General features: G+C 34.3%; 10 protein-coding genes and 1 pseudogene. All 11 read left to right on the top strand.

The genetic code is table 11. From position 1 onward, the window contains the following. Nucleotides 1-4: 4 nt before the first annotated feature. Nucleotides 5-1,009: pseudogene (gene nrdD, locus H8S00_RS04630) on the top strand (anaerobic ribonucleoside-triphosphate reductase); the annotation flags it as partial. Beyond that, a complete protein-coding gene (gene nrdG / locus H8S00_RS04625) occupies nt 1,009-1,560 on the top strand; it encodes an anaerobic ribonucleoside-triphosphate reductase activating protein (protein WP_186840057.1) in 552 nt (183 codons plus the stop codon). The pseudogene nrdD and the gene nrdG, both read left to right, overlap by 1 nt. Then, nucleotides 1,553-1,798, top strand: a complete 246-nt coding sequence (locus tag H8S00_RS04620; protein ID WP_186840056.1) for a hypothetical protein — start codon at nt 1,553-1,555, stop codon at nt 1,796-1,798. The genes nrdG and H8S00_RS04620 overlap by 8 nt, the downstream gene beginning before the upstream one ends. Then, the gene (gene dut, locus H8S00_RS04615) at nt 1,788-2,225 is read left to right on the top strand and encodes a dUTP diphosphatase (RefSeq protein ID WP_186840055.1); all 438 of its coding nucleotides are present in this window, start codon (nt 1,788-1,790) and stop codon (nt 2,223-2,225) included. The genes H8S00_RS04620 and dut overlap by 11 nt, the downstream gene beginning before the upstream one ends. Nucleotides 2,226-2,227: 2 nt before the next feature. Beyond that, the gene (locus tag H8S00_RS04610; protein WP_186840054.1) at nt 2,228-2,449 is read left to right on the top strand and encodes a helix-turn-helix domain-containing protein; all 222 of its coding nucleotides are present in this window, start codon (nt 2,228-2,230) and stop codon (nt 2,447-2,449) included. Nucleotides 2,450-3,047: 598 nt separating this feature from the next. Further along, nucleotides 3,048-6,485: a DUF7910 domain-containing protein gene (locus H8S00_RS04605; protein ID WP_186840053.1), complete on the top strand. Its 3,438-nt coding sequence runs from the start codon at nt 3,048-3,050 to the stop codon at nt 6,483-6,485. 222 nt (nt 6,486-6,707) lie between these two features. Next, nucleotides 6,708-9,101, top strand: a complete 2,394-nt coding sequence (locus H8S00_RS04600) for a glycoside hydrolase family 94 protein (RefSeq protein WP_021952960.1) — start codon at nt 6,708-6,710, stop codon at nt 9,099-9,101. A 24-nt stretch (nt 9,102-9,125) separates the two neighbouring features. Continuing rightward, complete coding sequence (locus H8S00_RS04595; protein WP_186840052.1) at nt 9,126-10,541, top strand: phosphoglucomutase/phosphomannomutase family protein; 1,416 nt, start codon at nt 9,126-9,128, stop codon at nt 10,539-10,541. A gap of 31 nt (nt 10,542-10,572) precedes the next feature. Beyond that, nucleotides 10,573-12,408, top strand: coding sequence for a sensor histidine kinase (locus tag H8S00_RS04590; RefSeq protein ID WP_021952962.1), 1,836 nt, complete (start codon nt 10,573-10,575; stop codon nt 12,406-12,408). Nucleotides 12,409-12,652: 244 nt separating this feature from the next. After that, nucleotides 12,653-13,951 carry an ABC transporter substrate-binding protein gene (locus tag H8S00_RS04585; RefSeq protein ID WP_021952963.1) on the top strand — a complete coding sequence of 433 codons (1,299 nt, stop codon included), beginning with the start codon at nt 12,653-12,655 and terminating at the stop codon, nt 13,949-13,951. A 237-nt stretch (nt 13,952-14,188) separates the two neighbouring features. After that, on the top strand, nt 14,189-14,953 hold the full coding sequence (locus tag H8S00_RS04580; RefSeq protein ID WP_366459413.1) for a carbohydrate ABC transporter permease: 765 nt from the start codon (nt 14,189-14,191) through the stop codon (nt 14,951-14,953). The last annotated feature ends 3 nt before the right edge of the window (nt 14,954-14,956 follow it).

Here is a 14,956-nt window from a genome sequence, read left to right as displayed (position 1 = left end):
GTGATATGTAATAAAAACGTGTAGAAGTTTCCTTTCACCTTATAAAGATGAAAATGGTAATTATAAATTTTATGGAAGACTAAACCAAGGCGTTGTCACATTAAACCTTGTAGATATAGCATTGTCATCTGAAGGAGATTATGAAAAGTTTTGGAATTTAATGGAACAGAGAACAGAATTATGTCATAAAGCATTACTTTGCAGACATAAACGATTAGAAGGAACACTATCTGATGTCGCACCTTTATTATGGCAGTATGGAGCATTTGCAAGACTTGAAAAAGGTGAAAAGATTGATAAGTTACTTCATAATGGATACTCAAGTATTTCTCTTGGATATGCAGGATTATATGAATGTGTAAAATATATGACTGGTAAATCACATATTGATTCACAGGAAGGTCATGATTTTGGCATTAAAGTAATGCAGTTTATGAACGATAAATGTGACCAGTGGAATAAAGAACATTATATTGGATTTTCAATTTATGGATCTCCAATCGAAAACACAACGTATAAATTTGCGAAGTGTCTACAGAAACGCTTTGGAATTATTAAAGGTATTACAGATAGAAACTATATCACAAACAGTTATCATACATTTGTAAAAGAACCAATTAATGCATTTGATAAACTTGCTAAAGAATCAGAATTTCAGGCGTTATCACTTGGAGGTGCGATATCTTATGTTGAGACAGATGGATTAGTAAATAATGTAGATGCTATTTTAGAAATGAATAAATTTATCTACGACCATATCATGTATGCAGAAGAAAATACAAAATCTGATTACTGTCAGATTTGTGGTTATGACGGTGAAATCAAAATTATTGATGAAGGTGGTGAACTTATTTGGGAATGTCCAAATTGCCACAATAGAAATAAAGACAAGATGAATGTAGCAAGAAGGACTTGCGGATATATTGGAACTAATTACTGGGGAAAAGGACGTACTCAGGAAATTAAGGAGAGATATGTTCATATGACAGATATTGCGGAGGATTTATAATGAGATACGCACAGATTAGATCTATGGACATTTCAAATGGAGAGGGAGTTGGAGTCTCCCTCTTCGTTCAAGGGTGTGACAGACACTGCTTCAACTGTTTCAATTCTGAAACATGGGATTTTAATGGTGGTAAAGAATGGACAGAAGAAGCAAAAAATAAATTTATGGAATTGATTGATCGACCATATATCAGACGAATTTCTGTTTTAGGGGGCGAACCTTTAGCGGAACAAAACCTCGATGAAGTCTTGTCTCTAATTAAAGAAATCCGTAATTCTTTTCCCAACAAAACAATCTGGTTATATACGGGATATAAATTTGAACAAATAAAAGATGCATTTATTGAATCAAAGAAATGGTTACAAGCAAGTTGGAAACATTCCGCAATTATTCGATGGGAGATTATTTCAAATGTAGATGTACTCGTTGACGGAGAATATATAGATGAGCAGAAAGACCTTACGTTGAAATGGCGAGGTTCAAAGAACCAAAGGGTAATTGATGCAAAAGAAACGCTTAAACAAGGAAAGGTGGTTCTATATTGTGACTAAACTTAATAAAAATGACACTGTTTATTTTATTAAAATTTCATTCAATCCTGAACTTACAGACATATATGATTTACATATTAGAACCGTAGCAGATGATTATTATGTAGGATTGGATAGTACAACAGCTAAACATGCTTATATCTTTTCAGATAGAGATATTGACGAAGCAATATTTCTTAATAAAGCAGACGCATTAGAAAAACTAATGGAGATAAAAGGAGGATACGATGGAAATTAAGATTAAAAAATTAAACGAAAATGCAATTATTCCAACTAGAGGAAGCGAACAAGCTGCTGGTTATGATTTATATGCTTGCATACCAGAAAGAATTCTAATCAATCCCCATAAAACGGTTAAAATCGGCACAGGATTGTCAATGGAAATTCCCGAAGGTTATTTTGGGGCTATATTTGCCCGCAGTGGATTAGCAACAAAAAGAGGAATCAGACCATCTAATTGCGTTGGGGTTTGTGATAGTGATTACCGTGGAGAATATATAGTTGCTTTACATAATGACACAGATGGAATAAAAATGGTTGAACCAAACGAAAGAATTGCTCAATTAATAGTAATGCCATACTTATCTGTTGACTTTAAAGAAGTAAATGAATTATCTGATACTAACAGAGGTGTAGGTGGATTTGGTTCAACTGGAAAGGCGTGATTATGAATAGAGAAGATAAAATGCTGTATACAGTAAAAGAAGCATCGGCTACATTAGGAGTAAGTATTCATCTTGTATATGATCTTATTAATAAAGGATTGCTCCCTGCACTTAAATTGGGTAGCCTTAAAATAAGAAAAGAGACTCTTGATGAGTTCACAAAGAAGTATGAAGGAATGGATTTATCTGACCTCGACCATATAAAAGAATTAAATATTGCATAATAATAGGTAGGAATGGTATTATAATAAATATATCATTCCTATTTTATTGCAGGCGTTTCTAACACGCTTTCTCGTCCACATCTCGTCCACATTCAAGATAATCACACATAAAAATAATAAAACACAAAACAACACAAATCATCATAGACCATTTCGTGTAAAGCCTATGTTTATTAGCATTATACGACATATTAAATCATAATATAACATAGAAAAACAAATGGCTTTAGAATGGGTAACAACCCAATGGTTGGTGCTACAGTTGCTGTTGCTGTTTCCGTACAGCAGGCTGCTGATGAAGGCAAATTTTAATTAAAACTTTGATTTTATAAGGAATTTAGAGACTCTTGTAGATTTTGACAGGAGTCTCTTTTTTGTGCCTACAAGTCAATACCGCGTAAAAGTCTACGAGAAGTCTACAGAATTTTATTTTATAAAGTATAGACTTCAATAAAATTAATTCGATGCAATCTAAAATTTAGGTATGTATTTTTTAGTGTACTCATAAAATAAAATCGTTTCATCTAAAATATGAATCATTGTTAGGGATAATCCTTAGTTGTAAAATTAACGTAACAGATTTTACAAGGAGTAATTTATGAGACGTTTAAAAAGAATGGGAAGAAAATTTGTCAGTGCAGCTCTTGCTTTGACAATGACACTAGGACTGGTAGCTACGGGAAATATTGCAAACATTACACAGGTGAAGGCAGCATCAGCCCTTGAATCAAATGATTTTTTAAAGGTAAACGGAACGCAAATAAGAAAATCAAAGGGAAGTGGCGATGTTGTATATTTGCGTGGAACCAACGCAGGTGGATGGCTTGTTCAGGAAAACTGGATGAATCCCACTAATGCATCAGATCAAAGAACAATGATGGACACTTTAGCTAACAGATTTGGTTCTTCAAAGAGAGATGAACTGGTAGCAACATATGAAGACAATTACTGGACAACACAGGATTTTGATAATTGTGCTGAAATGGGTATGAGTGTTATCAGACTACCTTTTACATATATGAATTTATGTGATGATAATGGTAATTTAAAGTCTAATGCCTTTGATAGATTGGATTGGTTTGTAAGTAACTGTAGTTCAAGAGGAATGTATGTAATACTGGATATGCACGGAGCATTTGGTTCGCAAAATGGTATGGATCATTCCGGTGAGGTAAATGATGGTACGCAGTTATATTACAATCAAAGCAATAAAAATAAAACATTGAATTTGTGGAAAAGCATAGCTGAACATTTTAAGGGAAATCCTGCTGTAGCAGCTTATGATATTTTAAATGAACCGGGAATCAAAGCGGCTGCAACATACAGTCTTCAGTGGGACTTTTACAATGAGATATATAATGCAATACGTTCAAAAGATTCAGATCATATTATTATAATGGAATCATGTTGGGATGCAAATAATCTTCCGAGACCATCACAGTACGGATGGACAAATGTTGCATATGAGTACCATTATTATCCATGGAATGCGCAAAACAGCAGTTCCGCCCAGCAATCGTATTTTTCAGGAAAAGTTTCTGATATTTCAAGTCACAATTATGGTGTACCAACTTTTGTAGGAGAATTTACGTGTTTTGAACAGGAACAGGGTTGGAAGACTGCTATGTCTATATTTAACAGCCAGGGATGGCATTGGACAACATGGTCTTACAAGGTTACCGGAAACAGTTCGTGGGGTATTTATAATCATAGTCCGCAATCAGTTGATATATATAATGATTCAGCAGATACCATTAAAAATAAATGGTCAGCTGTAGGAACTTCATCAGCATGGAAAAACAATATGATATATAATGTTGTGAAGGAATATTTACCGGGTAAGGTTTCATCTACAGGTGGAAGCAGTTCATCAGATAATAATTCATCAGGCAGTAGCACATCAGGTGTTGCAACATTTTATGAACATTCAAATTATGGAGGCAGGTCTGTATCATTAGGTGAAGGCTCACATAATTATAATGACATAGTATCAGCTGGAATTAAGAATGATGCAATTTCATCTATTAGAGTATCGTCGGGATATAAGGTAACAATATATAATGATGCAGATTTTAAAGGTGACAAAAAGGAATTTACCTCAGATGCATCATATGTGGGTGATGATTTAAATGACAAAACATCATCAATTAAAATTGAAAAAATTAATAATTCAAGTTCAACATCTTATGCAGCAATAAAGTTGTCTGATGGTAAATATAGCATTAAATCAATAGCAAATGAAAAGTATGTTGTTGCGGAAAATGGTGGAAGCGACCCACTTATGGCTAACAGAGACAGTTATAGTGGAGCATGGGAAACATTCTTTATTGAAAATAATAGTGATGGAACAGTTAATATTAAAGCGGAGGCTAATAACAAATATGTATGTGCTGTTTTAGATGAAGAAAACCAGCTTACTCCAAGAAGCGACAGCCCAAGTACATGGGAAAAATTCCAAATATACAAAATTAAAGATGGAGAATATGGAATTAGAAGTGCTGAAAATGGCAAATACGTTAAGTCAGACTTAGATAATGGTGGAAAATTAATTGCAGGAAGTGACTCAATAGCAGGAGCATGGGAGGCATTTGTAATTGAAAAGGTAGGAGATTCAACTTCATCGGATGCAAAAGCATCTTTTTATGAGCATTCAAACTATGGAGGCTGGTCAGTGTCCTTAGGTGTAGGTTCATATAATTACAGTGATATTTTAGCTGCTGGAATTAAAAATGATGCAATTTCATCTTTAAAAGTTCCATCAGGTTATAAAGTTACCCTATGTAATGATGCTGATTTTAAGGGTTCCAGTAAAGATTTCACCTCAGATGCATCGTATGTAGGTGATGATTTAAATGACAAGACTTCGTCTATAAAAATAGAAAAAATCGGAAGCTCTAATATGTCATCATATTCTACTGTCAACCTTTCAAATGGCAAATACAGTATCAAATCAATAGCAAATGAAAAGTATGTTGTTGCAGAAAATGGTGGAAGTGACCCGCTTATGGCTAACAGGGATAGTTACAGCGGAGCATGGGAAACATTCTTTATTGAGAATAATGGTGATGGAACAGTTAATATTAAAGCTGAAGCAAATAACAAATATGTATGTGCTGTTTTAGATGAAGAAAACCAGCTTACTTCAAGGAGTGACAGCCCAAGTACATGGGAAAAATTCCAAATATATAAAATTAAAGATGGAGAATATGGAATTAGAAGTGCTGAAAATGGCAAATACGTTAAGTCAGACTTAGATAATGGTGGAAAATTAATTGCAGGAAGTGACTCAATAGCAGGAGCATGGGAGGCATTTGTGATTGAAAAGGTAGGAGATTCAACTTCCAATGCGTCATCTAATGCAAAGGCAACTTTCTGTGAGCATTCAGATTATGGTGGATGGTCAGTTTCATTAGGCGAGGGAAAATATGATTATAGTGCCATGGTTGCAGCGGGAATTAAAAACGACCAGATTTCATCAGTTAAAGTTCCTGACGGATATAGAGTAATATTATATAATGATGCAGGATTTTCAGGAGGGGCTAAAACGCTTTTACAGGATGCATCAGGACTGGGAGACTTTAACGACAAAACATCATCTATAATTATTGAAAAAGTTGACAGAGTTAATTTTAATAACGCAGATACATATATTACATCAATTGCCAATGGAAAAGTTGTTTGTGCTGAAAACGGAGGTAGTGATACTATTGTAGCTAACCGTTCATCATGTGGTGGAGCATGGGAATCATTCCAAATAGTTACAAATGACGACGGAACAGTATCCTTAAGATCAGTTTCTAATGGAAAATATGTGTGTGCCGTAATTGATGAGAAATGTCAGTTATTACCAAGAAGTGATAGTATAGGAACGTGGGAAAAGTTCATTATTGAAAAAATATCCGATGGTGAATATGCATTATATTCCATAGCTAACGGTAAGTATGTTCAGGCTGATCTAAATGATGGTGGAAAGTTATATGCTATAAGTGATACTGTTGCAGGAGCATGGGAAGCATTTAAGATTAACAAACTTTAACAAAATGTATATGTAGTTTAAATTACAAAAGGGACACCTCAATAATGGTGTCTCTTTTATATTGCAAAGTTTTCAATTACATCTTAAAAATTTTATATGTAAAAAGGCATTAATTCGCCAAATTTAGAAAAGTAATAAACAACCCCAGTCATTCTTTTTATTTCTATTCATGTTTATAATGAACAGTGAAAAGGAAATCTTACAAGAAAAATGGAGGAGTATATGAGATACGGACATTTTGACAATGAGAAAAAAGAGTATGTTATAGATAATGTAGCATTACCTGCATCATGGACTAATTATCTCGGAGTAAAAGATACATGTGTCGTTATAAATCATACGGCAGGCGGATATATGTTTTACAAATCGCCGGAATATCACAGGGTTACAAGATTTAGGGGAAATGCAGTTCCAATGGACAGACCGGGGCATTATGTATATATAAGGGATAATGACAATGGAGACTATTTTAGTATTTCATGGCAGCCGGTAGGGAAGCCTCTTGATAAGGCACAGTACAAATGCCGTCACGGACTTTCTTATTCCATATATGAGTGTCTTTACGACAAAATAAAAGCAAGTCAGAGAATGACGGTTCCCATGGATGATGATGTAGAATTATGGGATGTTGTAATAAAAAATACTGATGATAAGCCAAGAAACCTAAGCATTTTTTCATACTGTGAATTTTCATTCCATCATATTATGATTGATAATCAGAATTTCCAAATGAGTTTGTATTGCGCAGGTTCATCCTACGAGGATGGAGTTATAGAGCATGATTTGTTCTATGAAGAGTTTGGGTATCAGTATTTCACATCAAATTTTGAGCCGGATGGATTTGATTGTTTAAGGGATAAATTCATCGGTTTGTATCATACAGAAGACAATCCTATAGCAGTTGTTAATGGAAAATGCAGTGGCTCTTTTGAAAAGGGAAACAACCATTGTGGTTCTTTACAAAAAAATATCATTCTTGAGCCGGGCGAAGAAATACGTTTAGTATTTATGCTGGGAGAAGGTAATAGAGAAAAAGGAAAAGAAATAAGGGAAAAATATTCTAACTTTGAAAATGTGGATAATTCATATAAGCAGTTAGAAGAATATTGGGCAGATAAAATGTCCCGTCTTCAGATTAATACACCAAACGAAGGCATGAATACCATGATTAATATCTGGAATTTATATCAGTCTGAAGTTAACATTATGTTTTCAAGATTTGCTTCCTTTATTGAGTTAGGCGGAAGAACAGGATTAGGATACAGGGATACGGCACAGGATTCCATGACTATTCCTCATTCAAATCCGGAAAAATGTAAAGAAAGAATTCTACAGCTTCTAAACGGACTGGTATCAGAGGGCTATGGATTACATTTATTCTCCCCGGAATGGTTTGAAAAGAAAGAGGAAAAGAAAAAGCCTTTCAAATCACCAACGGTTATTCCGGGAATTAATAAAAAAGACATTATTCACGGTATAGAAGATGCATGTTCAGATGATGCATTATGGTTGATACCATCTATAGTTGAATACATAAAGGAAACAGGAGATTTAGCCTTTGCTGACAGGGAAGTTGATTATGCAGATAAAGGAAGAGACCGTGTATATGACCATATGAAGAGTATACTTGATTTTTCTGACAGAGAAGTAGGAAAGACCGGTGTGTGTAAGGGGCTTAGGGCTGACTGGAATGACTGTCTTAATTTAGGCGGTGGAGAAAGTGCAATGGTTTCATTCCTTCATTATTGGGCAATTAACAGCTTTTTAGAGTTGGCAGGATATTTAGGAAGAGATGATGACGTAGAAAAGTATACAGCCATGGCATGTAAGGTTAAAAAAGTATGCGAAACACAGCTTTGGGACGGAGACTGGTATATAAGAGGAATAACAAAGAATCTTAAGAAAATCGGAACAAAGAATGATGTGGAAGGAAAGGTTCATTTGGAAAGTAATGCCTGGGCAGTTTTATCAGGAGCTTCTGATTATGAACGGGGCATAAAGGCTATGGACAGTGTTCACAAGTACCTTGCAACAAAATACGGAATTATGCTTAACGCACCATCATATACAGTTCCGGATGATGACATTGGATTTGTTACACGGGTATATCCGGGAGTAAAGGAGAATGGTTCTATATTCTCTCATCCAAATCCATGGGCATGGGCTGCTGAATGTGTCCTCGGACGTGGTGACCGTGCAATGGAATATTACAATTCACTTTGTCCGTATAACCAGAATGATATGATTGAAATCAGGGAATCAGAGCCTTATTCCTACTGTCAGTTTATTATGGGGAAGGATCACACAGCCTTTGGCCGTGCTAGACATCCGTTTATGACGGGTTCCGGTGGATGGTCATATTTCTCGGCAACAAGATATATGCTGGGTATCAGACCTGATTTTGACAAACTGGAAATCAATCCATGTATACCGGCAGACTGGAAGCAATTTTCTGCAGTAAGAAAATGGAGAGGAGCTACTTATAATATCACAGTACTTAATCCTGATGCTGTTATGAAAGGAGTTAAGGAAATAAAGGTAAATGGTGAAATTGTTCCTGAAATAAAGGTATTACCGGAAGGAACCGTAAATGAAATAGAAGTGGTTTTAGGATAAAAGTTATAAGAAAGGAAGGAAACTATGATTAAGTTTGGAACCGGTGGATGGAGAGCAGTTATTGGTGATGAATTTATCAAATCTAACATTCAGTTATTAGCAAAGGCTATGTGCAACAAAATGAAGGCTGAAAATAAGACAGATAAAGGAATTATAATTGGTTATGACAAAAGGTTTTTGTCAAAGGAAGCAATGCAGTGGATGGGACAGGTATTTGCAGCTGAAGGTATTGAAACTTTACTTGTAAATAAATCAGCACCAACACCTCTTCTTATGTTTTATGTAGAAAAGCATGAATTGCCTTACGGAATGATGGTTACTGCAAGTCATAACCCTGCAATTTACAATGGTGTAAAGGTATTTACATATGGTGGTAGAGATGCAGATGAGTATCAGACAAAAGAAATAGAGGATTATGCTTCAAAAATTAATCCGGATGATATTAAGGAAATGGATTATGAGGAAGCAAAAAAGGAAGGACTTATAAAGGAAGTATATCCTTTAAATGAATATTTAGATAATATCATTGCAGCTGTAGATATGAAAAAAATCAAGGAAGCAGGATTAAGAGTGGCTCTTGATCCAATGTATGGGGTATCTGAAATACCTCTTAAGACATTACTTCTTACGGCAAGGTGTGATGTAGAAACAATTCATGACAGACATGATACACTTTTTGGCGGAAAACTCCCATCACCTACGGCATCAACATTAAGAGGTCTGATAACAAGAGTTATGGATTATAACTTTGATATTGGTATAGCTACAGATGGTGATGCCGATAGGATAGGTGTTATAGATGATACAGGAAGATTTTTGCATCCAAATGATATACTTGTGTTATTATATTATTATCTGGTAAAATACAAGGGATGGCATGGAGCTGTAGTTAGAAATGTAGCTACAACCCATATGCTTGACAAGGTTGCAAAGAAATTTGGCGAGGAATGTTATGAAGTGCCGGTTGGTTTTAAGTACATTTCAGCAAAAATGACAGAAGTTAATGCTGTAATTGGTGGTGAGTCATCCGGTGGTCTGACGGTTAGAGGACATATAAATGGAAAAGATGGTATATATGCTGCAATGCTTCTTATTGAGATGATTGCTGTAACCGGAAGAAAAATTTCAGAAATCTATAAGGATATTGAAGCAGAATGCGGAAGTATCTACATGGAAGAGAGAGATTACAAGTTTAGTCCTCAAAAGAAAGAAGAAATTCATGAACTTTTAATGATTGAAAAGAAGTTACCGGAATTGCCATATGAAATAGATCATGTATCCTATATGGATGGATGCAAGGTATACTTTAAGAATGGTGGCTGGGTAATTGGAAGATTCTCGGGTACAGAACCTCTTATTAGAATTTTCTGTGAAATGCCTGAGAAGGATGATGCGATTAAAGTATGTGAAATATTTGAAAAATTCCTTGGCCTGAAATAATAAATAGACGTTAAGGAGAATTATTAGGACAATGGACAAGGCAGGAAAAAACGGAAAGATGTCAACAAAATTCAACAATATCAAGGCTTCATTTAATGTAAATCAGTTTAAACAATCTGATTTAACAAGGGGAATGATAAGGGTTATTTTAATGTGTTGGTTTATACCGTGTCTTGCTTTGGCTATTGTTCTTTTTTATGTGGCAGAAACCAAAACTAACGAGCAGATAAATGATACTGTAAATACTTCCATGGAGAATGCTGCTGAAATTTGCAGAACCAATATTATGGCGGCAATTGAAGAGTCTAAAAGAGCCTCTTATGATGGGGTTATAAGAGATAGTTATAATTCATATAAAAAAAACGGCAATGATGCCCAGATGTATGATGAAATATCGTCATATCTGAATAATACCTACAAATATAGCGCCTTAATATCAAATACCATATTATTGTTTAACATGAAAACTCCATATCAGTATTATGCATATAGCAATATGGCAGGTTCTACATATGCTAACATTAATGAATTTATGGCAAATGCACTTTCAACTGTAAGTAGTGTGGCAAAAAATCTTGGAACAGGAACTAAATTTGTTGAAATCTCGAATCACTTATATCTTATTAGAAACATTGTTAATAGTCAGTATAAGCCAATAGCAATTCTTGTAATGGAAATTAACAAAAGTTACATATTTAAAAGTATTGATAATGTGGTATGGGCGCAGGATTCATTAATTTATCTGGAAAATGATATGATTAAGAATTGCAGCTCCTTAGACACAATGGATAGAAAAAAATTATTATATTTTGCCAATGAAAAAGTTATGAACGGTGAAGGAATAACCGATTCAGTTCTTAAATATGGATGCAATAAAAATAAAGGTATGTCATATATCACAATGTCAGTTAATAATCAAAGGCTTTCCTTTGTAATAAAACTTGACAGAGTTGGAATGTTAAGTGAAAATAACGTGGCAGTTTATGTATATATCATAATTATTTTATTATTGATTCCATTATTCTTTGCAACATTTTATTATTTTTATACCAATGTAAGTAAGCCTATATCAAGTCTTGTAAAAGCATCTGAGAAAATCGAAAATGGAGAATATGGATACGAAATATCAGATTTTAACAAGAAAAATGAATTTGGTACTCTTATTGATACCTTTAATCATATGTCCGTAAGTCTTGAACAATCTTTTGAGAGGATTTATGCTGAAGAAATTGCCGTAAGAGATGCAAAAATGCAGGCATTGCAGTCTCAGATTAATCCCCATTTTCTTAACAATACGTTGGAAATTATTAACTGGAAAGCAAGAATAGCCGGCAACAACGATGTAAGTAAAATGATTGAATCGTTAAGTGTTATGATGGAAGCAACAATGAACAGAAATAATGAGTCCTTCATTTCAATAAAAAAAGAGATGGATTATGTTAATGCATATTTGTATATTATTGTTCAGCGATTTGGAAGTAAGTTTCAGTTTAAAAAAGAGGTGGATGAGACATTATTTAATATAAACATTCCAAGATTAATTGTTCAGCCTTTAGTTGAAAATATGGTGGAACATGGTGGTGATATTTATGGCAACAGAATTGGAAAGCTAAAAATATATGAAAAAGAGGATTATTTATATATTGTTGTTGAAAATAATGGAAATATAAGTGAACATGACAGGAAACAGATAGACAGTCTTCTTAATGATATGGGAAATATTAAAAATCATTCTCATATAGGAATAAGAAATGTAAATAAACGATTAAAGATACTTTATGGGGAAGATAGTGGATTGACAATATCTAATCCCCAGGATAATTTAACGGTAAGTGAGATTAAAATAAAAAAGAGCAAATTAAGTTGATTCTTGTAAAATTGTACTTTGTTGAAATAGTAACGAACAATAACAGACAAAAAATGGCAATTATAAACAAAAACACCACTTTTTTTGTAATAAAATAACCAAATAATATCAAGAAAATACCAATAAGATACATTCACTTATTGGTATTTTTTGTGTAAAATAATTAATGTAAATCAAATAAATGAATCATCGTCATACATAATATACAAAAATGCTGATTCATGAGAATAAGGAGGATTTAATTATGAGAAAAGCGCTAGCTTTAGTATTATGCGGTGCTATGGCAGTATCAATGGTCGGATGCGGTAGCAGCAATTCTGGTAAAAAAACCAGTGATGAAACAAGTAAGAAATCAGTTAAGTTGAGCGTTACAACAACTTATGCAGGTGAGGACACAAATGCACAGAATTACAAAGATGCAGTAGCAGCCTGGGAAAGCAAGACCGGAAACAAGGTTGATGACAGTTCAGCAACATCTGATGAAACATTTAAGTCAAGAATTACAACAGACTTTGAAACAGGTTCAGAACCTGATGTATTATTCTTCTTTAACGGAGTTGATTCAAATCAGTTCGTTGAACAGGGCAAGGTAGTTTCAGTTGATGAGATTAGGAAAGAATATCCTGATTATGCAAGCAATATGAAGGATGATATGCTTGGCGCATCACCTGTAGATGGAAAGAATTATTCAATTCCTGTTAATGGTTTCTGGGAAGGAATGTTTGTAAACAAAGAAGTTCTTAAAAAAGCAGGAGTAGATGTTCCAACAAAAGATACTACATGGGATGAATTTTTACAGATGTGTGAGAAAATCAAGAAAGCAGGATATACACCAATTGCTGCATCATTACTTGAAATTCCACATTATTGGTTTGAATATTCAATTTACAACTTTGATTCACCTACAACACATAACACAGTTCCTGCTAAGGTAGATGATGCTGCAGGAAAAGCATGGGTTAGTGGTTTAGAGGATATTAAAACATTATACGAAAAAGGATATTTCCCGGCTAATACATTAACAGCAAAAGACGACGAAACATTCCAGTTATTCACAAACGACAAGGCAGCTTTCCTTTGCGATGGCTCATGGAAAGTCGGTGGTATTGAAAGTGCTGTTAAGGATCCGGAAAACTATACAGTAACATATGTACCTGGTAAGGGTGATCGTAAATCAACAGATATTATTGGTGGTATTTCAATGGGATACTACATTACAAAGAAAGCATGGGATGATCCTGAAAAACGTGCTGCAGCTGTTGATTTTGTAGAATATATGACAAGTGATGAAATGGTATCTAAATTTGCAGGTACAGGTGTAACAGCATTAAAGAATGGAACAACACCGGCAGATAATATGACTGCTCTTTCAAAAGATGCTGTAACATTTAGTGCAGGTGTAACAGCAATTTCACCTGCTGTTCAGGATAACTTATCAGAAGCAGTTAGAAAGCCAATCTTTGGTGAAATGTCATCAATAGTACAGGGCAAAACAGCCGCTAAGGATGCAGTACAGGCAGTTATCGACAAGCTCAGTGAATAATATTTATAAATAAAGCAGTAAGATGCTTTAGGTAGTAAATTTAAAACCTACAGGGGTTGTTGGTAAACAGCAACCCCTTATATTTTAGAAAGGTTAATGGAGAAAATGAATTCAAGAATTTACAAAAATAAAAAAATGATAATATTTTTCCTTATACCGGCATTCATTTTCATGTTTGTTTTCCTGTATTACCCATTTGTTCAAAACATAATAAACAGTTTTCAACATATTAAATACATGGGAACGACATCTGCTGAGTGGAATAAACCATTTTATATAAATTATATTAAAATATTTCAAGATCCTAAAATGCTTATAGCTTTGAAAAATACAGGAATCATGATAGTTGCAACAATACTTGGAGAGGTAGGAATTGCGCTTATCTTATCACTTCTTGTAAGCAACATCAGGAAAGGTTCAGGATTTTTCAGAGTTGTATATTTCTTCCCAATCGTTGTTTCGGCAACGGCGCTTGGTTTGTTGTTTAACCTTATCTTTCTTTATGATAAAGGTATGATTAACCAGATTTTACAGTTTGTTGGTTATTTAGACGCCTCAACTAATGAACTTATTGACTGGAAAGCAGACCACGCAATATTTACCATGTTGGTACCGGTTATATGGCAATATGTTGGATTTTACTTCATCATATTGCTAACCGGGCTAAGTGGAATACCGGAAGAATTATATGAGGCGGCTTCAATTGACGGAGCAACAAAATTTCAAAGGGCACGATACATAACATTACCACTTCTTAGAAATAGTATTTGTACATGTGTGGTTCTTGCAGTTACAGGTGCTCTTAAAGTATTTGATTTGCCATGGACAATGTTCCCTAATGGTATGTCAGATACATGGCTGACAGGTACATATATGTATGACAATGTATTCTCTGATGTTGACTTTGCGGCAGCAATCGGTGTAATCATTGTTATAATCGGTGTAGTGTTATCTGTTGTGGTTAATAAAATATTTAAAACTAAAAGTGATTATGAAGTGTAGGAG

The sequence above is a fragment of the Eubacterium segne genome, from assembly GCF_014287775.1.
Classification (GTDB): domain Bacteria; phylum Bacillota; class Clostridia; order Lachnospirales; family Lachnospiraceae; genus Eubacterium_G; species Eubacterium_G segne.
The sequence above is the reverse complement of the archived record's forward strand: the minus strand, read 5'-3'. Positions and strand labels throughout refer to the sequence as shown.